17 protein-coding genes are annotated in these 21,676 nt (G+C 72.3%); 8 read left to right on the top strand and 9 right to left on the bottom strand.

The window, feature by feature from the left end; genetic code table 11:
- Nucleotides 1-87 precede the first annotated feature (87 nt).
- Nucleotides 88-3,759 carry a S8 family peptidase gene (locus DEJ19_RS03220; protein WP_111234106.1) on the bottom strand — a complete coding sequence of 1,224 codons (3,672 nt, stop codon included), beginning with the start codon at nucleotides 3,757-3,759 and terminating at the stop codon, nucleotides 88-90.
- A 160-nt stretch (nucleotides 3,760-3,919) separates the two neighbouring features.
- Here DEJ19_RS03220 and DEJ19_RS03215 point away from each other — a divergent pair, with 160 nt between their 5' ends.
- The 3 genes from DEJ19_RS03215 to DEJ19_RS03205 are packed head-to-tail and all read left to right on the top strand — an operon-like array spanning nucleotide 3,920 to nucleotide 7,574.
- Nucleotides 3,920-4,576 (top strand): TetR/AcrR family transcriptional regulator, encoded by a 657-nt coding sequence (locus DEJ19_RS03215; protein WP_111047973.1) that lies wholly within the window; start codon nucleotides 3,920-3,922, stop codon nucleotides 4,574-4,576.
- The gene (locus DEJ19_RS03210) at nucleotides 4,573-5,343 is read left to right on the top strand and encodes a hypothetical protein (protein WP_111234107.1); all 771 of its coding nucleotides are present in this window, start codon (nucleotides 4,573-4,575) and stop codon (nucleotides 5,341-5,343) included. Before DEJ19_RS03215 ends, DEJ19_RS03210 begins: the two co-directional genes overlap by 4 nt.
- Nucleotides 5,340-7,574 (top strand): YhgE/Pip domain-containing protein, encoded by a 2,235-nt coding sequence (locus tag DEJ19_RS03205; RefSeq protein ID WP_111234108.1) that lies wholly within the window; start codon nucleotides 5,340-5,342, stop codon nucleotides 7,572-7,574. The genes DEJ19_RS03210 and DEJ19_RS03205 overlap by 4 nt, the downstream gene beginning before the upstream one ends.
- Nucleotides 7,575-7,741: 167 nt before the next feature.
- Here DEJ19_RS03205 and DEJ19_RS03200 read toward each other — a convergent pair whose 3' ends face one another.
- Together DEJ19_RS03200 and DEJ19_RS03195 are read right to left on the bottom strand one after the other, a co-directional pair.
- Nucleotides 7,742-8,545 (bottom strand): NAD-dependent epimerase/dehydratase family protein, encoded by an 804-nt coding sequence (locus DEJ19_RS03200; protein ID WP_111039193.1) that lies wholly within the window; start codon nucleotides 8,543-8,545, stop codon nucleotides 7,742-7,744.
- Nucleotides 8,546-8,555: 10 nt separating this feature from the next.
- Complete coding sequence (locus DEJ19_RS03195; protein ID WP_111234109.1) at nucleotides 8,556-9,452, bottom strand: endonuclease domain-containing protein; 897 nt, start codon at nucleotides 9,450-9,452, stop codon at nucleotides 8,556-8,558.
- Between the two features lie 246 nt (nucleotides 9,453-9,698).
- Here DEJ19_RS03195 and DEJ19_RS03190 point away from each other — a divergent pair, with 246 nt between their 5' ends.
- On the top strand, nucleotides 9,699-10,688 hold the full coding sequence (locus DEJ19_RS03190) for a LacI family DNA-binding transcriptional regulator (RefSeq protein WP_110864260.1): 990 nt from the start codon (nucleotides 9,699-9,701) through the stop codon (nucleotides 10,686-10,688).
- Nucleotides 10,689-10,791: 103 nt separating this feature from the next.
- Here the strand turns inward: DEJ19_RS03190 and DEJ19_RS03185 are convergent, their stop codons facing one another.
- Both DEJ19_RS03185 and DEJ19_RS03180 read right to left on the bottom strand, forming a co-directional pair.
- Complete coding sequence (locus DEJ19_RS03185; protein WP_111234110.1) at nucleotides 10,792-11,439, bottom strand: TrmH family RNA methyltransferase; 648 nt, start codon at nucleotides 11,437-11,439, stop codon at nucleotides 10,792-10,794.
- A 64-nt stretch (nucleotides 11,440-11,503) separates the two neighbouring features.
- Nucleotides 11,504-12,202, bottom strand: a complete 699-nt coding sequence (locus DEJ19_RS03180) for a TetR/AcrR family transcriptional regulator (RefSeq protein WP_181441627.1) — start codon at nucleotides 12,200-12,202, stop codon at nucleotides 11,504-11,506.
- 178 nt (nucleotides 12,203-12,380) lie between these two features.
- On the opposite strand from DEJ19_RS03180, the gene DEJ19_RS03175 reads away from it, so the two are divergent.
- Nucleotides 12,381-13,178, top strand: coding sequence for an HAD-IIA family hydrolase (locus tag DEJ19_RS03175; RefSeq protein ID WP_111234111.1), 798 nt, complete (start codon nucleotides 12,381-12,383; stop codon nucleotides 13,176-13,178).
- A gap of 35 nt (nucleotides 13,179-13,213) precedes the next feature.
- On the opposite strand, the gene DEJ19_RS03170 is transcribed toward DEJ19_RS03175, so the two are convergent.
- The gene (locus DEJ19_RS03170; RefSeq protein ID WP_181441628.1) at nucleotides 13,214-14,143 is read right to left on the bottom strand and encodes a CPBP family intramembrane glutamic endopeptidase; all 930 of its coding nucleotides are present in this window, start codon (nucleotides 14,141-14,143) and stop codon (nucleotides 13,214-13,216) included.
- Between the two features lie 37 nt (nucleotides 14,144-14,180).
- On the opposite strand from DEJ19_RS03170, the gene DEJ19_RS03165 reads away from it, so the two are divergent.
- A complete protein-coding gene (locus tag DEJ19_RS03165; protein ID WP_027464846.1) occupies nucleotides 14,181-14,870 on the top strand; it encodes a metal-dependent transcriptional regulator in 690 nt (229 codons plus the stop codon).
- 230 nt (nucleotides 14,871-15,100) lie between these two features.
- On the opposite strand, the gene DEJ19_RS03160 is transcribed toward DEJ19_RS03165, so the two are convergent.
- Complete coding sequence (locus DEJ19_RS03160; RefSeq protein WP_111224836.1) at nucleotides 15,101-15,745, bottom strand: HEAT repeat domain-containing protein; 645 nt, start codon at nucleotides 15,743-15,745, stop codon at nucleotides 15,101-15,103.
- Between the two features lie 108 nt (nucleotides 15,746-15,853).
- Between DEJ19_RS03160 and DEJ19_RS03155 the strand changes: the two genes are divergently transcribed.
- A complete protein-coding gene (locus DEJ19_RS03155; protein ID WP_111234113.1) occupies nucleotides 15,854-16,807 on the top strand; it encodes an aldo/keto reductase in 954 nt (317 codons plus the stop codon).
- 177 nt (nucleotides 16,808-16,984) lie between these two features.
- Here the strand turns inward: DEJ19_RS03155 and DEJ19_RS03150 are convergent, their stop codons facing one another.
- A complete protein-coding gene (locus DEJ19_RS03150) occupies nucleotides 16,985-19,303 on the bottom strand; it encodes a septum formation family protein (protein WP_111234114.1) in 2,319 nt (772 codons plus the stop codon).
- Nucleotides 19,300-19,851 carry an orotate phosphoribosyltransferase gene (gene pyrE / locus DEJ19_RS03145; protein WP_071404348.1) on the bottom strand — a complete coding sequence of 184 codons (552 nt, stop codon included), beginning with the start codon at nucleotides 19,849-19,851 and terminating at the stop codon, nucleotides 19,300-19,302. The genes DEJ19_RS03150 and pyrE overlap by 4 nt, the downstream gene beginning before the upstream one ends.
- Nucleotides 19,852-19,947: 96 nt before the next feature.
- Between pyrE and DEJ19_RS03140 the strand changes: the two genes are divergently transcribed.
- Nucleotides 19,948-21,615 carry a hypothetical protein gene (locus DEJ19_RS03140; protein WP_146250724.1) on the top strand — a complete coding sequence of 556 codons (1,668 nt, stop codon included), beginning with the start codon at nucleotides 19,948-19,950 and terminating at the stop codon, nucleotides 21,613-21,615.
- Nucleotides 21,616-21,676 lie beyond the last annotated feature (61 nt).

Below are 21,676 nucleotides of genomic sequence, written 5' to 3'. Positions count from 1 at the left end.
TTCGTGAGCAGAAGAGGTCGGATCCCCACTCGGGACCCGACCTCTTCTGCTCACCAGGTGGCGGGTGAACCGCGCGCGCTCCCTGTCCTAGCGGCGCGTGACCTTCGCGGTCGCCCCGGACTTGGCCGTGCCGTCCTCGTACCCGGAGGCGTGAGCCGTCACCTGCACGCTGATGCGGTGCCCGACGTCGGACGAGCCGAGCTTGTACTTGGTACCCGTTGCCGACTTGACGACCTTGCCGTCACGCAGCCACTGGTACTTGTAGGTCGCCTTCGTCGTGCTCCACGTACCGTGCTTCGCGGTGAGGGTCGAGCCGACCTTCGCCGTCCCGCTCACCGTGACCTTGCTCCCCTTCGCCAGCGCGAGCTTCGGCGGGACCACGTTGATCGTCGAGGTGTCGGCCTGCTTGCCCGCCGCGTTGTCGAGGTGGAGCAGCAGCACCGTCGCCTTGGTGACACCCGAGGCACGGGTGACCGTGAGCGAGTCGGCGTCGGCGAACAGCACGCCCGAGGTGCCGTCCTGCGAGAACGACAGCTTCGGCTTCGACGGGTCGAACGTGGCCGTCTTCGTCTCGTCCACGACCGAGGAACCGCTGGTGGCGGCGCCCGGGGCGTAGGCCGACTCCGTCAGCACCGTGTAGTCGAACTTCTTCGACGAACCGATGGCCTTCGCAGCGACGGTCAGCACCTTCACCGAGCTGTCGAAGGTGTTCACGTCCTGTCCGGGCGCACCGCCGTTGAGCGGCTGGACGTCGACGACGGGGTCGACGTCCGGGTCGTCCAGGGCGGCCTTCGCCAGGTCGACCGTCGTGGCGAACGTGGCGTCCACGGCAGCCGACTTCGCGTTGTACACCAGGAAGTCGGGCTCGCCGTCACGGTCCGTGTCGATGAGGACCTCGACGTTGGTCACGGCGCCCGGGTTCGCGTCCGGACCGGCGGTCTGCACGCCGAACGCCAGGGTTCCCGACGACTTGTCGTACGACGCACCGTAGGAACGGACGTCGGCCGCCTGCAGCGAGCGCGTCGCCGAACCCTCGGGGAACGCTTCGGCCGGGTCGGTGCCGCCGAGCACGAACGGAGCGACGGCGGCGTGGTAGCCGGTCGTCAGTCCGCCCTGGTCGAGCGTGCGGCCCTTGAGCGTGAGCTCGGCCGACTTGCCCGGTCCCGTGAACGAGACCGTGGTCCGGGCCCGGACCGCGCTGACGGGCTTCGGGGCCACGTAGGCCCCGAGGCGCATCGGGTTGAGCGAGCTGTCGGTCGGCGCGAACGCCACGATGCCGGAAGCGGCGGCCACGAACTCGCGCTGGTAGCCCTGCTGGACGGCCTCCTGGGTCGGGTCGATGACCCGGCGGAGCTTCGTCGCGTCGGCGACCGAGAACGTCAGCGTGACCGACGCGGTGCCGTTGGCGGGCACCGTGACCTGCTTCGAGCTGAGCGCGAAGGTCACACCCGGCTGCGACACCTGCGGCTGGTACGACACGTTGTACGTGTGCGCCGTGCTGTCGGTGTTGTCGATCTGCAGGGTGCGGGTCTCGCTCGTCCCGCTCGCGACCTCGACGACGCCGAACGACGCGGTGACGAGCTGGTCGTTCTCGGCGCTGCGGACCGTGGTGCCGGCGGTGACCGCCTGCAGTGCGTCCACGCGACCGGTGCCCTGGCGGAGCAGGGTGGCCGAACGGTTGCCGTCCTTCACGTCGTGCGTCGCCGTGTTCATCAGGGCCGCCTTGACCTGCGGGGCGGACCAGGTCGGGTGCGACTGGAACGTCAGCGCCGCGATGCCCGCGACGTCCGGCGTGGCCATGGAGGTACCGCTCATCGACATGCGGCCGTCACCGGTGCCGTTGGCCGCCGAGATCACGTTGACCCCGGGGCCGGCGATGTCCGGCTTGACGATGTCGTCGAACGATCCGTGCACACCACGGCTGGTGAACGACGCGAGCGTGTTCACGGCGTCCGCCTCGATGGCGACCTCGAAGCCCTTGAGCTCGTCCGCGAAGCGCACGTGCAGGGTCCCCGCCTTGGCGGTGGCCTGGAGGCTCGCCACGCTCTTCGCGGTCAGCTCGGCACCCGGGATGGTCGCGTTGCCACCGATGCCGGATTCGAACGTGTCGAGCGTGCCCGCCAGCAGGACGCCGACGCCGCCAGCGGCCTCGACGTTGTTGAAGCGCACGAGGGAACCGCACTCGAGCGCGGCGTCCGTCCACTTCAGCCAGACGACCTTGCCCTTGATCTTCGCGGCGTCGGCGGCGCTGAACGCGGCACAGCCGTCGATGTTCGCGGTCGGGACGACGACGTCGCCCTCGACGGGCAGGGTCCCCTTGAAGTTGGACGAGTACTGCGAGCGGTAGGTCTTCGCGACGTCGGCCGGTGCGGTGACCTGGACGCCGTCGTAGAGCGACTGGCCGGTGGCGCTCGCGGCGACGGTGAGCGCGCCCTCGGCGTTGCCCGGCGACCCACCGATGTCGGTGAAGTCGTCGGCGTTGCCCGAGGCGATCACGGGGAGCACGCCGCGAGCGGTCAGTGCGTCGATCTTGGCGTTGTCGGGGTCGTCCGGCGCGCCGTAGTCGGAGCCGAGCGACAGGTTCAGGACGTTGATGTCCTTGCCCTCGGTGAGCGCCTGGCCCACCCAGTCGAGCGCGGCACCGGTGACGTCGGTCGAACCACCGTTGTCACCGAAGACCTTCAGGGCGTACAGGCCGGCCTCGGGCGCGGTGCCCGGACCGATCCACATGTCCTGCACCTGCTGCGTGGTGAGCTTGGTGTAGTCGCCGTCGAACTGCTGCTTGTCGGCGGTCAGGCCGTAGCCGGCGATCGAGCCGGACACGTGCGTGCCGTGGTCGCCGCCCTTGCCGTCGATCGGGTTGTCGTCGGGAGCCGGCACCGGGTCGTAGGCATCCGGGTCCGTCGGGTCGGCGTTGTAGGTCGCACCGGCGAAGTCGTACCCGCCGAGGAACTTCGACGCGTCGTACAGACTGGGGTCCGGGGCGCCGCCGCTCGCGTTCGCCAGGGCCTGCTGGTACGCCTCGGTGGTGCCGGGGCCGCCGAAGTCGGCCTGCGTGTAGTCGAGACCGGTGTCGAGGACGGCGACGTTGACGTCCTTACCGGTGTGGCCGGTCTGCTGCCAGGCGTTGAGCGAGCGCGTGTAGACGTCGCTCGCGGCGTTCTTCGGCGCGACGCCGTCGGCACCGGGCTGGACCAGGCTGGGGTCGACACCCGAGGGAGCGGCGCCGGCGTTCTCGTTGACCGTCGGCTCGACGATCTTCTTCGGCGTGAGCGGGATGATGCTCTCGACGTCGGAGCGCTCCGCGATCTTCCGGAACGCGTCGACGTCGGCGACGACCGCGACGCCCGGGACGGTGTACTCGGTCGAGTAGAGCTCGGTCGCGTCGGCGTCGGCGCGCTTGACGGCCGACCGCACCGCGGCGACGGTCGACTGGATCGCCTCGACGCGGTTCTTGGCCGCGGAGGACTGGGTCCGCGACTTCGTCAGGTCCCCGCCCTTCGCCTTGGCGTCCACTTCGAGGGCACCCTGGCCGGTCGTGCGCACGAACGCGGCGAGGGTCTTCGTCGGCTTGGCGTCACGGAGCGGGGCGGAGAGCTTGAGGTCGGCCACCGAGATCCCGGCCGGAGCTGCGGAGGCCGCGCCCCCGACTGCGAGACCGCCACACGCGAGGGCCGCCACGGCGATGCCGGCGGTCAGGACGCGGGTGAAGCGATGGGGGGTTGGGTTCGGGTCGGTGTTCGGTGTTGCACGGTTCAAAGAGGGCACTCCTGGCTCAGTCCGTGGTTCGCATGAGATTCCTGTGAAGCTATGCGTTCGTTCTCAGGGAAGACAGTCCGCTCTTTGGGGGACTCCCCTCGTCCGAGGGACGGAACCTGTTAAGTTGCACACCCGTGTGCACGTTATTACGATGGGGTGCGTGACCACCACCGAGCAGCCCTCCCGCGCGCCCCGCCGCGACGCCACGGAGAACCGGGCAGCCCTCCTCGACGCGGCGAAGACCTGTCTGCAGCAGGACCCGGACGCCTCGATCGAGACGATCGCCGCGGCTGCGGGACTCTCGCGCCGTGCGGTGTACGGACACTTCCCCTCCCGCGACGACCTGGTGCGCGAGGTCGTGACCGCCGGTGCCGCCCGGATCGCCGCAGCCATGCCCACCGCATCGGACCTGCAGGAGCTCCCGCCGGCCGCACGTCTCGCCGCCATCGCGGTGACGCTCTGGACCGAGGTGTCGCACGTCCGCTCGATGGCCCGGGTCGCCGTGCGCAGCCCGTTCGCCGAACCCGTCGCCGAGGTGTTCGCGCCGCTGCGCTCGCAGGTACGCCAGGCGTGCGCGCTCGGGATCGCCGACGGCGCCATGCGGGACGACGTCGACCCCGAGACCCTCGGCCGTCTGGTCGAGGGCGCGTGCATCGCCGTCCTCGACGAGGCCACCCGTTCCGGCACGAGCGACGAGGACGGACGGCGCATGGTGGTGGTGTCGGCGCTGGGCATGGCCGGCATCGACTGGCGCACGGCGCTGCTCTCCGAACCCGCTGCTCCCGCTCCCGCCCCTGCCCCGAAGGACCACGCATGACGCTCGAACTCGACCACGTCGGCATCGGCGAGGAGCCCGGCGCACCCCTGCCCGTCGTCTCCGCCGTCGCCGGCCCCGGACGCCCGGGGGTCCTCGCCGTCGAGACCGAGCAGGCACCCGTGCTCGCGTCACTCGTCGCCGGTGGCCGCATGCAGCCCGACACCGGCCGCCTGCTGCTCGACGGGCACGAGGACCCGGCAGCCGTCCGCCGCTCGTTCGCCCTCGTGGACACCCCCGGGGTCGCCGAGCCCTTCCCCGTCATGACCCTCAAGCAGATCGTGCGCGAGGAGCTCGCGTTCGCCGGGCAGCGCCCGAACCGTGAGCACGTCGACACCGTGCTCGACGAGCTCGGACTGCGGGACTACGTCGACACCGCCGTGCAGCGGGTGCCGACCGTCGTGCGCGTCCGGCTGCTGGTCGAACTCGCCCTGCTCCGCGACGGTGTGACCGGCATCGTGATCACCTCGCCCGAACGGCACGGCGGCGCCGTCGAGGACTGGTTCCAGGTGGTCCGCGACGTCGCACGACGGGGCCTGACCGTGGTCCTCGTGACCTCGAAGGCCGCTGCCACCACCGTCGAGCACCTGCTCGACACGATCGACACGCACGACGGCATCGAAACGCACGACGACGTCGCGACGCTCGCGACGCCCCAGACCGAGGACCCCGAGGACGTGGCCCGAACCGACGGAACCGAGCCGGGCCTCCCGGCCGCTCCTTCCGTCACCGAAGCATCCGCAACCGTCCCGACGGAGGCACAGAAGTGACCACCACCTCGCTCGTCCGCGCAGAACTCGCGCGGCTCACCGCGACCCCGCTCGCACGCCTGGCGTTCATCGCGCTGATGATCGTGCCGCTGCTCTACGGCGGCGCCTACCTGTGGGCGAACCGCGACCCGTACGCGAAGCTCGACCAGATCCCCGCCGCGATCGTGAACCTCGACGCCGGTGCGACGCTGGACGGCGACCACGTCGACTACGGCAAGGACGTCACGAAGGAGGCCATCGACGGGGCCGACTTCAAGTGGACGAAGACCAGCGCCGCCGACGCCCGCTCCGGCGTCCGCAACGGCACCTACGACTTCGTCGTCACCATCCCGCACGACTTCTCCGAGCACCTGGTGTCCGCGCAGTCCGACGACCCGACGCAGGCGAAGCTCGTCATGACGACGGCCGACACCAACTCGTACCTGGCCTCGACCATCGCCGAGCAGGCGGGCAAGACCATGCGCACCGCCGTCGCCGAGCGCGTCGGCAAGCAGGCCGCGAAGACCCTGCTCGTCGGACTCGCCGACGTCCGCGACAGCCTCGGCGACGCCGTCGACGGTGCCGATGAGCTCGCTTCCGGGACCAAGAAGGCGGACCGTGGTGCGCACACGCTCGCCGACGGTACCGGCAAGCTGTCGTCCGGTGCGGCGGAGCTCGCGTCCGGCACGGCCGACCTGCCGTCGCAGACCCAGCAGCTGAACAGCGGAGCGCAGCAGGTGGCGTCGGGGGCGTCGACCCTGGCGTCCGGGCTGGCCAGCGCGCAGCAGCAGACGGCGGCACTGCCGTCGCAGACGCAGCAGTTGGACAGCGGGGCGCAGCAGCTGCAGTCCGGGCTGCACCAGCTCCGTGACCAGACGGCTTCGCTTCCCTCCGACTCTGCGCGCCTGTCAACTGGTGCGTCGCAGGTCGCCGCCGGGAACGCCACGCTGGCCGACGAGGCCGCACCGTTCATCGCGGGCGTCCAGCAGCTCTCTGCGCAGTCGCCGGAACTCGTCGCGTCGCTGAAGCCCGTCGTCCAAGCCTCCACGGTGCTCTCCGCGGAACAGAAGACCCGGCTGCTCGCCGGGCTCGACAACCTGCAGGCCGGCAGCACCGAGCTCGGTACCGGTGCCGGCGACCTGTCCGGCAACCTGCAGAAGCTCAAGACCGGCAGCGCGCAGGTGTCCGCGGGCGCCTCCCAGCTCGCCGAGCAGGCCCCGGCGCTGACGAGCGGCATCCAGCAGCTCTCCGACGGCTCGGACACGCTCGCCGACGGCACCGGCAAGCTCGCCGCGAAGGCCCCGGAGCTGTCGTCCGGGATCGCGGACGCGGCCACGGGCGCCTCGACGCTCTCGTCGGGAGCTTCGAAGGTGGCCGACGGCACCTCGACGCTGGCATCGGCCGCTCCGACCCTGTCGTCGGGTGCGTCCCAGCTCGCGACCGGTGCGAAGACCGCTGACCAGGGCGCTTCGTCGCTCGCATCGGGGTTGGACAAGCTCACGACCGGCTCGTCGAAGCTCGCGTCGTCGCTCGACCAGGGCCGCACGAAGATCCCGGCGTCGAACGCCTCGGAGCGGGAGTCGCAGGCCTCCGTCATCTCCGACCCGGTCAAGGTCGGGGACGACAACGTCGCCGCCGCGTCGAACTACGGTGCCGGCCTCGCGCCGTTCTTCATCTCGCTCGCGGCCTGGATCGGCATGTACGCGCTGTTCCTCATCCTCAAGCCGATCTCCAAGCGTGCGATCACGGCGGTGCGGAAGCCCCTCGCCGTGGTGTTCGGCGGCTGGCTGACGCCGGCACTCCTCGGCCTGGTGCAGATGGTGGCGCTGTTCTTCATCGTGCGCTTCGCCCTCGACCTGAACGTGGTGCACGTCGGCGGCACGATCGGGATCATGGTGCTGGCCTCGGCGACCTTCGCGGCGATCATCATGGCGCTCAACGTGCTGCTCGGATCGGTGGGGCAGTTCCTCGGCCTGGTGCTCATGCTCGTGCAGCTCGTCACCGCCGGCGGGACGTTCCCGTGGCAGACGTTGCCGGGGCCGTTGGCGGCGCTGCACTTCGCGCTGCCGATGACGTACTCGGTCGACGCGATCCGGCAGACGATGTACGGCGGGAACCTCGGTGCCGCGTGGTCGGACGCGGGCGTGCTGCTCTGCTGGCTGCTCGGGGCGCTCCTGGTGTCCTTCGTGGTCACGGCGCGGCAGACCCGCTCCCGCACGCTGCGCGACCTGCGCCCGAGCCTGATCGGGTAGCGGGGCGCCGGGCGGGCGCGGGCGCTCGCGCGGGCGGGCGCTCGCGCGCGCGCGCGCGCGCGCGCGCGCGCGCGCGCGGGCGCGGGCGCGGGCGCGGGCGCGGGCGCGGGCGCGGGCTTCGTGAGCAGAAGAGGTCGGGTGGCATCAGGTCACCCGACCTCTTCTGCTCACGAAGTGCGTTCGCCGAGCGGCTGGTGCACCATCCCGCCGCCGAGGGTGCTCAGGTCGTCGGTCGGCAGGGCTGCTCGGGCGTCCGCATCGAGCACGGCGGACGCGTCGTCGAGGGGATGGAACCCGATGCGCTCCCCGGCGGACAGGTCAGCCGGCGACCCGGTGTTCCGCGACAGGGCCCAGACCACGTGGTGCCCGGGGTCGCGGAGTGCCACGGTCGCGAGGACCAGGCGCGTCAGGTCGTCGGGCGAGGTCCACATGAGCAGCCCCCGGGTCGTCGGCGGCAGCGCACCGAACGCACCGATCCGCGCGGACACGATCGACATCTCGTACCGGTCGGCGAACAGGCTGCCGAGCAGTTCCATCGCCGCCTTCGTCACGCCGTAGTACGTGTCCGGACGGGGCAGCCGGTCGCCGGGCACGCTCCCCGGCTGGTCGAGGGGTTCGGGCACCAGCCCCACCGCGTGGATCGAGCTGGCCTGCACGACCCGGAGCACCCCGGCGGCGGCCGCCCGTTCGAGCACGTTCTTCGTGCCGGTCAGGTTCGCCGCGATCAGGTCGTCCCAGGCGGCCTCGGTCGGGATGCCCGCCAGGTGCACCACGGTGTCGACCCCGGCGAGCGCATCATCCACCGCCGCCGCGTCGTTCACCGAACCGGGCACGAACCGTTCCCCGGCGACGATCGGATCGTGGGGTCGCTGTTCGTCGAGCAGCACGAGGTCGTGTCCCGCGGACCGCAGTCGAGGACGCAGGGCGCTCCCGATCCGGCCCGCGGCTCCGGTGATGAGCAGCGTCGCCATGCCGCGGACGCTACCCCCGACGAGCGAGCAGCGACCTCAGCTGTCCGACCGCGCCGAACGCCGGGTGGTCCAGGTCGGACTTCGTCCACCGGACCACCGCCCAGCCGAGTCGGTCCATCTCGCGGTAGCGGCGGAGGTCACGGCCCCACTGCTCGGCGTCGGTCCGGTGGTGGTCGCCCTCGTACTCGATGACGATGCGGTGCTCCGGGTAGGCCAGGTCGACGCGGCCGACGAACCGACCGGCTTCGTCCAGCACGTCGACCTGCAGTTCGGGCTCGGGCAGCCCCGCGCGGACGATCGCCAGCCGTGCTCGGGTCTCCTGCGGCGACCCGGCCCCCACCCGCACGAGCTCGAGCGCCACGCGCAGTCGTCGGACACCCGATCGCGCTCCGGCCAGGGCGACGGCGGCAGCGAGGTCGTCGATCGTCGTCTCGCACCGCCGTTCCGTGACGATGGCGTCCCCGAGCACGACGAGCTGGTCGACCGAGAGCATCGCACCGCAGTCCACCCACAGCGCCGCGGGTGTGCTCGTCGGCATCCCCCACCGCTCCGTCACCCGGGCACGGTCCGGTGTGATGCGGTGCCCGACGACCCCGTGGCGTCGTGGTTGTGTGATCGGCAGGGGACTCGTGACGTGCACCGGTCCGTCGTCGGCGGCAGGGACCGGCAGCTGCCAGAGGACCGCCGCCGAGACGTGGCTGATGAACTGCCCGGGAACCAGGACCGGCCGGATCGCACGGATCCGGTGGACCGGGTCGGGCGGACGGTCACGTGCCCATCGGACCGACCGGGTCGGCCGGATCAGGTCACGCCGCCGGAGTCGTTGTCGGGAGACGCCCGCGCGGTCGGCGGCACCGACGTCGAACGCGCGCCCACGCAGCGGTGTCGGAAGTGGTCGTGCTCGCATGACCACCACGTTCGCGCCCCGCGCCCACCGCCCGCGCACCGAACGCGACTTCTGTGCACAACGCACCCCGGGCCTCCCGTGTGGAGGACCAGCCACGCGCGGATCGTGAGCAGAAAAGGTCGGGTCGCCGCCCCGCACCCGACCATTTCTGCTCACGAAGCGGAACCGACCCCACACCCACCCGCCGGCCCATGTCACGTCAACCGCTACGATCGACGCACGAGCCAACGGAGGTCGAAGCGCATCATGGGAGACGGCAAGCCCGCGACCATCTACGACGTCGCCGCACGCGCCGGGGTCTCGAAGTCCCTCGTCTCCCTCGTGCTGCAGCGCTCCCCCCGGGTCAGCGACCAGCGCCGGGCCGCCGTGCTCAAGGCGATCCAGGAGCTCGACTACCGGCCCTCCACCGCGGCCGTCTCCCTCGCCGGTACACGTAGCCGCACCATCGGCGTGGTGCTCGACGACTTCCGCAACCAGTGGTTCGTGGACCTGCTCACCGGTCTGCGCGAGAGCCTGCAGGACCAGGGGCACCGGCTCGTGGTCGCCGACCGGTTCCTCAACACGGGGCTCGATGCGTCTCCGGTGGAGGGCTTCCTCTCCATGCGCGTCGAGGGCATCGTGATCGCCGGCGAGCCCACCACCGACCTCGCGATCCCCGCCTCGATGCCGCTCGTCATCGCCGGTGGCCGCGTCGCGATCCCCCGCGCGGACACCGTGGCGAACGACGACCACGCCGGCGGGGGCATCGCAGCGCAGCACCTGCTCGACCTCGGCCACACCCGACTCGGGTTCGTCGGGGCGAGCTCGGCGGCCTCGGCCGAACGCCAGTCCGGTTTCGAGCAGGCCGCAGCAGCACGCGCCTCCGTCGTCGCGACGGTCCTGCCCGGCGAACCCACCGAGGAGGCCGGTTCCCGCGCCCTCGGCATGCTCCTCGACGAGCACCCGGACGTCACGGCCGTCTTCGCCGCGAACGACGTGATGGCCCTCGGCGCCCTGTCCGAGCTCGCCGAACGCGGGTTGCGCGTCCCCGAGGACGTCTCCGTCATCGGCTACGACGACACCCCGGTGGCCGCGATGCGGTACGTCGGCCTGACGAGCATCGACGACCGCAGTGTCGAGATCGGCCGCGGCGCCGGCGAGCGCCTGCTGGCCCGCATCGCCGATCCGCGGATCGCCGCCACGGAACTCCTCGTCGAACCCCGCCTGGTCGCGCGCCGCACCACCGCCGCGCGCTGACGCGTCAGCACGGACCCCGGCCGGGAGGCCCGCCCCGCCTCCGCCCCGCCCGCTTCGTGAGCACGAATGGTCGGGTCCAGGGCCCGTACCCGACCATTTCTGCTCACGAACTCGCGCCGGGCAACTCCGCGTGTTGGACGACCCACGAGTGCATGACGATCGCGGCCGCCGCCGAGGCGTTGATGCTCCGCGTCGACCCGAACTGCGTGATCTCCAGGTGCCCGGACGCCCCGGCCACCGCTTCGTCGGTGAGCCCGGGGCCCTCCTGCCCGAACAGGAACACGCAGCGCTCCGGGATCGTCGCGGTCTCGATGCGCTCGGCCCCGGGGGTGTTGTCGATGGCGACGACGGGTCGCTGTTCCTCGGCCATCGCGGCGAGGAACGCCTCGACGTCGGGGTGGTAGCGAACGTGCTGGTACCGGTCGGTGACCATCGCCCCGCGCTTGTTCCACCGGCGTCGTCCGATGATGTGCACGGTGCCGGCCAGGAAGGCGTTGGCGCTCCGCACGATCGACCCGATGTTCAGGTCGTGCTGCCAGTTCTCGATCGCGACGTCGAACGCGTGCCGGCGGGTGTCGAGCTCGGCGACGATCGCGTCCATCGACCAGTACCGGTAGCGGTCGAGCACGTTCCGGGAGTCCCCGGCGGCCAGCAGCTCCGGGTCGAGCCTCGGGTCGTCGGGCCTGGGTTCCGGGTGCGGCCCCACCCCGTTGGTCGTCAGCTCGTGCGACGGTTCGGGCGCAGTGGTCACCCGACCAGCGTACGGCGCACGCGGCACCGACCCGACGACCGCAGCGCCCGGCGCCGCCGCGGGCTCACGCGGTGCCGGCCCCGTGGGCGATGCGCGACTCGATGCCGGCGATCAGGATGTCGAGGCCGAGCGCGAACCGGTCGTCGTAGGAGTGCTCGCCGAGGATCTCGCCCACCAGCCGGTGCCGCTCGGGGCGGCCGGCCTCGGAGTCCCCGCGCCCGACCTGCACCCCGGCGTGCCCGACCACGAAGTCGTAGACGACGAAGAAGGTGTACATCGCCTCGGCCGGCGGCAGCCCGGCGTCCTGCAGGGCACCGACGACCTTCGCCACGACGGCGTCTGACTCGGTCGAGGCGAGCGGGGCGCGCTGGCTGTGCGACTCGAGCACGAGCGGGTGGGTGCGCATCAGGCCGCGGAACGTCGTGGCGAAGGTGCGGACGACGGCGTGCCACTCGTCCGGCCAGACGAAGGTCGCGGTGAACTCGTCGACGGTGCGGCGGACGAGTTCGGCGTGCAGGTCGTCCAGCCCGCCGATGGTCCGGTGCACGGTCATCGGAGCGACCCCGAGCCGCACGCCCAGGGCTCGGAAGGACAGCCGGTCGAGGCCGTCCTCGTTCGCGATGGTCGTGGCGGCGTCGATCACCTGCTCGCGGGAGAGCGCGTTCGGGCGGCCTCGGCGTCGTCGCGGCGTCACCTCGAGCTCCGTCTCCGACACCGGGGTGGGTCGGGGCGCGGCGGACGGGGTTCCGGGTTCGACGAGCACGAGGGGCCTCCTTGATTCGGTACGTGTCCCGAAAAGCGTAGGGCAAAAGCCGACCACGGTTCGGTGTCTCGACCTTCTCGGGTCTCGGAGCAGCGCGCAAGAGCCGCCCCGGGCCTCCCGGCCCTTTCCGAGCCGGCCACGAGCCGGGCCTGAACCCCTGCGCAGTAGGGTGAGGGCCATGGCGACCCGAGACGACGTCGAGTGCTGGCTGACCGACATGGACGGCGTGCTCGTCCACGAGAACCAGGCGCTCCCGGGCGCGCCGGAACTCATCCAGCAGTGGCTCGACGACGGCACCGAATTCCTCGTGCTGACGAACAACTCGATCTTCACGCCGCGCGACCTCAGCGCCCGACTGCGGGGCTCGGGCCTGCACGTGCCCGAGGAGCGGATCTGGACGAGTGCGCTCGCGACCGCTGACTTCTGCAAGTCGCAGATGCCCGGTGGCTCGGCGTTCGTGATCGGTGAGGCCGGCATGACGACCGCCATGCACGAGGCCGGGTTCATCATGACCGAGACCGCCCCCGACTACGTCGTCGTCGGCGAGACCCGCAACTACTCGTTCGAGGCGATCACCAAGGCCGTCCGGCTCATCCGCGCCGGCGCCCGCTTCATCGTGACGAATCCCGACGCCACCGGCCCCAGCGCCGAGGGGGTCCTGCCGGCCACCGGCGCCATCGCGGCGATGATCGAGAAGGCAACCGGCAAGCAGCCCTACGTGGTCGGCAAGCCGAACCCGATGATGTTCCGCTCCGCGATGAACCGGATCGGCGCGCACTCCGAGAACACCGGCATGATCGGCGACCGCATGGACACCGACGTGCAGGCCGGCATCGAGGCGGGGCTGCACACCGTGCTCGTGATGACCGGCATCAGCGACCAGGCCGAGATCGACCGGTACCCGTTCCGCCCGAGCGAGGTCATCTCCGGCGTGCACGAGCTCGTGCGCACCGAGCCGTTCGAGGTCGAGCTCTAGCCGGTCACACGCGACCGCGCGCGTCGGCGCGGCCGCTACCGCGCGTCGACCCCCGCACCGGACGCGACCGCGGCACCCGCCGCAGCCGGTTCGTGGGACGCGCCACGGACCTCCAGAGCGAAGGCCGCCATCGGCGGTACCGTCCGCCACCGCTTCGCGAGCCGACGGGGCCGGTCGTCGTACCAGGCGATGACCCCGCCGGCCACGATGCCGAACGCGAGCACCCCGAACGAGAACAGCCCGATCAGGCCGAGCAGCGTCAACTTGCCGAAGTCGCCCGTGTCCGCGGTCGCCGAGAACCCGATCGACCCGAAGTCCCAGAAGCCGTGCAGCAGCACCGGGGCGAGCAGCGACCCGGTCAGCCGACGCGCGACGTACAGCGTCGACCCGAACGACGCCGCGAACACCACCTGGATGAGCGTCGGCCCGATCCCGGCTCCGGCGAGCGCGTTGAGCAGGTGCAGCAGCCCGAACAGCGCACACGACAGGGCCCAGACCCCCATCTCCGGCAGGCGCCGCCGCAGCCCGACGAGCAGGGTCCCGCGGGCCATGAGCTCCTCGAAGACCCCGACGAACAGCACCCCGACGGCGAGCAGCAGGAAGTAGTGCGCCGGCAGCGCCGTCCAGTCGATCAGGGGCAGCCGGACGACGCACACCACGAGCACGAGGATCGGCGCGAGCATCGTCCACCGCAGCCGCGTCCGGACCGGGTCGACCGTGGCGATCCGCCACCAACCGAGCGCCGTGACGAACAGGGCGAGTGCCACGACGGCGATGCCCTCGGGGATGACCAGGGCGTGCACGACGCTGTCGACCGTCTGCGCAAGGGTCGCGTAGTCGTCGCTCGGTCGTGACCGCCAGGCGCTGATCGCCGCGAAGACCACGATCGGCGCGAGCCCGAGCAGTAGCGACGGGGGCACCGGCCAGCGACGGCGGCGGGCTCGGACGGGGGCGGTGGTGGTCATCTGCTGGTTGTACCAGGCGGGACGTACGATTGGCGGTATGCGCCTGCCCTCCCTGTCCACCATGGCAGAGGACTACGTCAAGCTCATCTGGAAGGCCAGCGAGCGCGGCGGGCCCGGCCTGGCGACGCGGGACATCGCGGCGTCGCTGAAGGTGTCGGCGTCGACGGTTTCGGGCAACCTCAAGAAGCTCGACCGCGACGGCCTGATCGAGCACACCCCGTACTACGGCGTCGTGCTCACCCCGCTCGGGCAGCAGGTCGCGGTGGCGATGGTCCGGCGGCACCGGCTGATCGAGACGTTCCTGGTGGAGCGGCTCGGCTACTCGTGGGACGAGGTCCACACCGAGGCCGAGGCCCTGGAGCACGCCGTGTCCGAGCAGTTCCTCGACCGGGTCGACGCCGACCTCGGCCACCCGACGCACGACCCCCACGGCGACCCGATCCCCGGGGCGGACGGCATCGTGCCGGACTCCCCCGGCACGCTGCTCGGTGCGATCGAGCCGGGAGCGTGCGGCACCGTCGACCGGGTCTCGGACGACGACCCCTCGCTGCTGCGGTACTTCGACGAACTCGGGGTGGGGCTGGGGACGCACCTGCGGGTCGAGCGGGTGCGCGACTACGCCGGCGTCATCGCGGTGTCGCGGCGGGCGACCGACGGCTCGGAGTCCCTCGTCGACCTGCCGGCCGCCGCCGCGTCCTCCATCTGGCTCGCACCCGACGGCGACTGACCGCACGGCGCGCGCGGGCTGGATGGTCGGCTGGCCGGGCGGTCACGACACCCCGCTCACGTCCGCCGAGCGGTCAGGAACCGTCGCCCGGCAGCCCCGCAACCGACAGTTCGCGACCACTCGGCACCCCGGCCACGGGGTGTCGTGACCGCGCGACGCGCCCGCCCCACCGCCGCGACGGCGACGGTTCGCGACCACCCGGCGCTCCCGGCCGGGCGCGCCCGCCGGCCCTAGCCCTTGACGGAGCGCGTCCGGCCGAGCGCGACCTCGCGCCGGGCCCGTTCGAGGGCGAGCGCGGATGCCGCATCCGGGTCGTGCAGCAGCCGTTCGGTCTCGTGCACGTGCTCCCGGACGGCGTCGGTCCCCCGGTCGGCGGCCGCGACGAGGACCGGTCCGACGGTGTCTTCGCCGAGTCCCACCAGAGCACGCGACAGGCTGAGCCGACGCTCGCGGTCTCCGATGCCGAGCTGCACGGCGAGGGTCCGCGCGAGCGACGCCCGCTCGTCGTCCGGCACCAGTGCGACGGCCGTGCGCCAGGCGGCGCGGAGCACCTCGTCGTCGTGGTCCTCGAGCAGCGGGCGCACCGCCGGCCACGCCTCCGGGTCGCCGATCTTCGACAGGGTGTGGAGCGCCTGGCTGCGGGCCTGGGGTTCGGGGCGCTCGAGCTCGGGCAGGACGCGGGCGACGACGTCGTCGGCGGGGTGCCGGGTGAGCGCCCACGTCAGCATGTCGCGGACGAAGAAGTCCGGCTCGACGGCGCACTGTGCCACGAGCACCTCGAGGTCCGCGGGGTCCGGGGTGGTCCCCGCGGCCATCACGGCCTGCAGCCGGGCGGAGGATCGCGGATCGGCGAGGGCATCGGTGAGCGTGGTCATCCGTCCATCGAAGCCCCTCACGCCGGGGCCGTGTCAAGCATCGGGGCATAGCGTCGGGAGACGTGCGGTCCGCTCCCACCGCACCTCCGACCACGAAAGGACCTCCGTATGCCCCGCATCGGTACCAGTGACCTGCACGTGTTCCCCCTCGCCCTCGGCGGCAACGTCTTCGGGTGGACGGCGGACGAGTCGACCTCGCACCAGGTCCTCGACGCCTACACCGCGGCCGGTGGCGACTTCATCGACACCGCGGACGTCTACTCGGCCTGGGCGCCGGGCAACTCGGGCGGCGAGTCCGAGCGGGTCATCGGTTCGTGGCTGCGCGCCTCGGGCAAGCGGGACGACGTCGTCATCGCGACGAAGGGCTCGCAGCACCCGGAGTTCCAGGGCCTCGCCGCGGGCACCGTCGCCGCCGCTGCCCGCGCGAGCCTCGAGCGCCTCGGCACCGACCGGATCGACCTGTACTACGCGCACTTCGACGACCAGTCGACCCCGCTCGAGGAGACCGTCCGCGCCTTCGACCAGCTCGTGCAGGACGGCCTGGTCCGCTACACCGCGATCTCGAACTACTCGAAGGACCGCGCCGCGGAGTGGATCCGCATCGCGACGGAGAACGGCCTCGCCCAGCCCGTCGCCATCCAGCCGCACTACAACCTGGTCACCCGCCAGCCGTACGAGGCCGAGATCGCGCCGCTCGCGCACGAGCACGGACTCGGCGTGGTGCCGTACTTCTCGCTCGCCGCGGGGTTCCTGACCGGCAAGTACCGCTCGAAGGACGACTTCGCCGGCAAGGACCGCGAGGGCCAGGTGTCCGGCTACTTCACCGACGAGGGGCTCGCCGTCGTGGACGCGCTGTCCTCGATCGCCGATGCACACGGTTCCGAGATCGCCACCGTCGCACTCGCCTGGCTGCAGGCGCAGCCCGACGTCGTCGCGCCGATCGCGAGCGCCCGGAACACCGAGCAGCTGCCGGCGCTGCTGGCCTCGGCGGAGCTCGAGCTCACCGCCGACGACCTGCAGACGCTGTCCGACGTGTCGGCGAAGGTGCCCGCGAGCGCCTGACGCCGGCGCATCTCAGCCGATGCGCGTACATGTTCCGACATCCCACTCGTCGTTCGACGGGTGGGATGTCGTTCGTTGCGCATGCAGTCGCTGCGTGTGCATGTTCCGACAGACCACCAGTCGATCACGGGGTGGATCGTCGCAGAACGCGTGCGACCCGCGCCGACAGGCCCGCCTCTACGCCCCCGGCGCCAACGACCCGGTCAGCGGCTGCCCCGACGACCGCGTCACGAAGCACGCGATGAACCGGTCACCCTGGTCCCACGTCGCCTGGTCCGGCGCGTAGGAACCCTGCACCTGCACGTCCCCCACGGCAGCGGCGGCCGAGGCGTTCAGCGCCGCGTCGGACTGGCACTGGTCGGCCGCCTGGGTCGCCAGGGCCTCGGCACCCGGGTAGGTGTCGCCCTCGACCGTGAGCCGTGCGGTCAGCTGCCCGATGTGCGGCGTCGCACAGTCCACCACCGTGAAGGTCTGCGACCACGCGTTCGTGAACGGCGACAGGCACTCCCCGCCGGCCAGGTCGGTCCACGGGTGCTCGCCGGGCAGGGCCGGGGTCGTGGCGAACTGCAACGTGGCGGCCGGCGCTGCGGCGTCTCCCGGCTGCGAGGCCGACGCCGACGGCGCAGCGCTCGGGGTCGCCGGCGCCGACGAGGCAGCCACCGGCGACTTCGTCGGCACGACCTGGTCGGCGATGTTGTTGCCGAGGATCCACTTCGACAGCAGGAACACCAGCACGATGAGCACGAGGATCAGCGCGATCGACCCGTAGATCAGCAGCTGCTTGCCGCGCTTGCCCTCGTTCCGCAGTCGCGCGAAGCCCTCGTTGATGAAGTTGTCGCGGTCGCCGGACTGCCGGTCCGGACCGCCGGCCGGCCGCCCAGCAGCAGCAGCGGGCGCGGGCGCGGGGGCAGCAGCAGGAGCGGCAGCAGCCGCGGGCACCGCAGCCGCCGGCATCATCCGTGTCCCGGTGTCCTCCGGGTCGTAGCCGGTCCCGCCGAGCTGCCCGACGGCCTCGGTGCCGAACAGGTCCTTGATGGCACTCGTGTCACTGGTCTCGCGGCCGTCCCACTCGGACTGGTCCAGGTCGTCCGGCGCCGCGGCAGGAAGGGACTCCGGCTGCGGACCGGTGTCGTTCCCACGCAGTCCGAGCACGGCGTCGAGGTCCTGCCCCACCGACGGCGGCAGGTGCGCCGGGTACTCCTGGGCACCGGCAGCCGGCTCGACGAGCGGCGGTGCCGCGGTCGGCGGCACGGTCGCGTCGGGCTCGGACCACCAGGGCGTCCCGGCCGCCGGCATCGCGGTGGTCGGCGCATCGACCTGGAGGCCCTCAGTCGCGTCCGGCACGTCGTCTCCGGCGGGCTCACGGGGCACGTCCACGGCCTCGGTCGCCTCCGACGGAGCACCAGCAGCATCAGCGGCGGGAACGGCAGCCGGAGCAGCCGTGTCCGACACGGGCGCAGCCGGGACCGCCGGCGGCACCACCGGCGGCACGGGGACCGCCGGCGGCACCGGGTAGGTCCGCGGTGCCTGCGGCAGCCCGGAGGCCGGGGTGTCGACCTCGCCTGCGACGACCTCGTCCTCGTCGTCCAACTCGTCGGCGAGCGACCAGGACCCGGCGGACAGCGCGGTGGTGTCGAACGAGTCGGTGGTCAGCGTCGCCGGGACCTCGCCGGGCTCGTCGTCACCGAGCGCCCAGTCGAACGGCCGGTCGTGCGCGCCCGTCTGCGTGGGGACCGGCCCGGTGCTGGTGATGCGCAGCAGGTCGGTGAAGGTCGGCGGTTCCTCGGTCGGCGGCAGCACGTTCTCGACGCCGAGGGGCTGCGGCGCAGCGGGAGCAGCGGGCGCCACGGACTCCGGGTGGTTGCCGGTCGCGCGGCCGAGCCAGTCGACGTCGGCGCGGCCCTCGCCGAACGGGTCGACGCGGCGACGCTCGTCCTCGATGGCCTTCGACGCGGCAGCTCGTTCGTCGCGGTGGGTCTGCGCCGTCGGCAGCACGATCGACGACGGGTGCGGTGCAGTGGAGTCCGGCGCGACGTCGGCGGCGGCCGGGATCCGGTCGTGCAGTGTGGAGCGCTCGTGCTCGACGACGGCGTCGGGGTTCTCGGAGGGTGCGAGCAGCTCGGGCGGCATCGAGATGGCCTGGGTCGCGCCGTCGTCGAGCGCCGGAGCCGAAGCGGCCGGCGCAGACGCGGCAGGAGCCGGCGCAGCAGGAGCAGGAGCAGCAGGCTCGGCGCCCTCCGCCTCCCCCTCGGCCACGAACGGCTCCGGCAGCGGCGCGCCCGTCTCGCGGGCGGTTCGCTCGGCCTCGCGGCGCTCCCGCCGCGACGGCCAGTCCTCCTCGCCGCGCGGAGCCCCGAAGATGTCCGCAGCGCTGCGGAGACCGTGGAACGGAGCGTCCGATCCGGACGCACGCCGAGCCTCCAGGCCGTCGTCCCCGTCTGCCGGGCCGGCGGTGCCGTCGGGTTCGTGTGCGTCGTCCGGACGCTCCTCGGTCACGCGGTCAGCCCCAGATCAGCCAACCCGATGGCCGCGAAGTACGGGTAGCCGGCCGCCTCGATCGTCTCCTTGGCACCGGTGTCCCGGTCGACGACGACCGCGACGGCGGCGATGATCGCGCCCTCGCGCTCGAGCGCCTCGGCCGCCTTGAGCGGCGAGCCGCCGGTGGTGGAGGTGTCCTCGAGCACGACGACGCGCTTGCCCTTGAGGTCCGGTCCCTCGACCTGCTTGCCGCGGCCGTGGTCCTTCGGCTCCTTGCGGACGACGAAGGCGTCGTAGGTCAGGCCCTGGGCGGCGGCCTGGTGCAGGACGGCGCTGGCGATGGGGTCGGCGCCCATGGTCAGGCCACCGACTGCGGAGACGTCCGGCACCTGCTGCACGAGCTCGGTCATGACCTGCCCGATCAGCGGCGCGACGCGGTGGTCCAGGCTGACCTTCCGCAGGTCGATGTAGTACGTCGCCTTCTTCCCGCTGGTCAGGGTGAAGTCGCCGTGGAACACCGCTTCGGAGGAGATGTACTGGATCAACTGTTCGCGCGCGTCGGTCACAGCGCACAAGGGTAGTCGGTCGGGCCCGCAACGCGCTCCCCCAGCCTGTGGGTCTGTGCGTACCGGCACCGAGGCGGCCTCGGTACGCTCCGGGGCATGTCCCGAGCACCGCGTCGCCCCGCCGTGGAGCCGGCTCCGTCCGGCGGCCGCCGGACCGGTGGGGTGGCCGTCACGATCGGACGGGAGGCCCTGGGCGGCCTGGTCGCGCTGGCCCTGGCCGTCATCGCCCTGCGTCACGTCGTCGCGACGGAACGGGTGGCGTTGCTCTGGTACGACGGCGACTCGGTGCTGCTGCCGCTCGTCGAGCGCTCGCTGCAGGCCGGCCAGCCGTTCGAGTGGGCGATGTCGCCCGCACTGTTCTTCTTCCCCGAGCTGCCCGTGTACCTGTTCTGCTCGCTGGTGACCGGGACCCCGCAGCAGGCCCTGGCGCTGAACGGGGTGCTCGTGCTCCTCGCGGTCTACGCGCTGGTGCGGGCCGCCGCGAACGAGCTGATGCCGTCCGCCGGGCGCCCCGCCCGGATCGCGGTGTCGGCCGGGGCTCTCGGCCTGGTCACGCTGCTCGTGCTGACCGAGTCGTCGGCGACCGCGACCTCGCTCGAGCTGGCGTCCCTGCTGCTCACGACGACCTACTACTACGGCGCCGTGCTGGCGGTGCTCGGCACCGCGGTGCTGGTGCTGCGGGCGGTGCGCCTCGGCCGGGCGTCGGTGCCCCTGCTCGTGGCGCTCGGACTCGTCGCCGCGTGCACGACCGCGTCGAACCCGCTGTACGTGCCGTGGTCAGCGGCCCCGGTGGTCGTCACCCTCGGGCTCCTGGTGCTGGCGCGCCGGGTGCCCTGGCGTCCGGCCGCGCTGCTGGCCGGCACCGTCACGGTGGCTTCGGTCGTCGGGTACCTGGTGCGGATCCCGCTCCGGCCGTTCGTCTCCCTCGACCCGGCGACGTACGTGCAGCCGTCGCGGACCGGCGAGACCCTGCGGTTCTTCGCGGCGCTGACCGACGACCGGGCAGGCACCGCACCGGGCGACCTCGGGCTCCTGCTGCTGTTCGCCGGGGTGCTCGTCACCGTCGGCGGCACGGTCTGGGCCTGGCGGGTCCGCACCGCACGCACCGTCCTGGTCGCGACGGTGCTGCCGCTCGTGACCGTCGTCGCCGTGTCCGTCGGGGTCGTCGTCGCCGGGTCCGAGACCCCGCGCTACCTGCAGCCGATCGTGACGGCACCGCTGCTCGCGCTCGTCGCCGTGGCCGAGCTCACCCGCACCGCGGTCCGCCGCACCCGCGTGCACCGCCCGCACCGAGGGGTCCGGGCGGGGGTGGCGGTCGCGATGGCAGCCGTCCTCGCGACCGGGATCGCCGTGGCCCCCGGCACAGCCCACGCCGTGTCGACCGCGCGGTACCCGGCGGCCGCGTGCCTGGACCGCTGGGCAGACGGACGCCAGGTCACGGGCGTCGGGCAGTTCTGGACGATCCGACCCCTCGCCACCTACGCGTCGACGAACGTCGGGCTGCTGCAGGTCCGCGACACCTTCGAGACGTACCCGTGGCTCGTCGACCTCGGCGCCTACCGCGACGCCGACCCGAGCTTCGTTGTGGTCGGATCGCACGACCTCTGGACCACCGCGGTCGAGGACTCCCTCGGCCCCCCGGCGACGATCACCCACTGCACCGGGTTCGACGTCTACGACTACGCCGGCACCGCCGGGCAGGCGATCCTGCGGCGCGACGTCGTCGGGAGCGCCGACGTCATCCGGCGTGATCGCGGCTTCTGATCCACTGCTGAAGTTGTCCACAGCGGCGCGTTGCCGTCCGATGCTCGCTGTACGGATGTAT

Origin of the sequence: Curtobacterium sp. MCSS17_016 (genome assembly GCF_003234255.2) — a bacterium.
GTDB lineage: Bacteria > Actinomycetota > Actinomycetes > Actinomycetales > Microbacteriaceae > Curtobacterium > Curtobacterium flaccumfaciens.
The sequence above is the reverse complement of the archived record's forward strand: the minus strand, read 5'-3'. Positions and strand labels throughout refer to the sequence as shown.

Excerpts from the sequence above, each read along its gene's own strand:
- DEJ19_RS03210 (WP_111234107.1), top strand. The coding sequence starts at position 4,573 with ATGACGCTCGAACTCGACCACGTCGGCATCGGCGAGGAGCCCGGCGCA.
- DEJ19_RS03200 (WP_111039193.1), bottom strand. The coding sequence starts at position 8,545 with ATGGCGACGCTGCTCATCACCGGAGCCGCGGGCCGGATCGGGAGCGCC.
- DEJ19_RS03195 (WP_111234109.1), bottom strand. The coding sequence starts at position 9,452 with ATGCGAGCACGACCACTTCCGACACCGCTGCGTGGGCGCGCGTTCGAC.
- DEJ19_RS03190 (WP_110864260.1), top strand. The coding sequence starts at position 9,699 with ATGGGAGACGGCAAGCCCGCGACCATCTACGACGTCGCCGCACGCGCC.
- DEJ19_RS03175 (WP_111234111.1), top strand. The coding sequence starts at position 12,381 with ATGGCGACCCGAGACGACGTCGAGTGCTGGCTGACCGACATGGACGGC.
- DEJ19_RS03170 (WP_181441628.1), bottom strand. The coding sequence starts at position 14,143 with ATGACCACCACCGCCCCCGTCCGAGCCCGCCGCCGTCGCTGGCCGGTG.
- DEJ19_RS03165 (WP_027464846.1), top strand. The coding sequence starts at position 14,181 with ATGCGCCTGCCCTCCCTGTCCACCATGGCAGAGGACTACGTCAAGCTC.
- DEJ19_RS03160 (WP_111224836.1), bottom strand. The coding sequence starts at position 15,745 with ATGACCACGCTCACCGATGCCCTCGCCGATCCGCGATCCTCCGCCCGG.
- DEJ19_RS03155 (WP_111234113.1), top strand. The coding sequence starts at position 15,854 with ATGCCCCGCATCGGTACCAGTGACCTGCACGTGTTCCCCCTCGCCCTC.
- DEJ19_RS03140 (WP_146250724.1), top strand. The coding sequence starts at position 19,948 with ATGTCCCGAGCACCGCGTCGCCCCGCCGTGGAGCCGGCTCCGTCCGGC.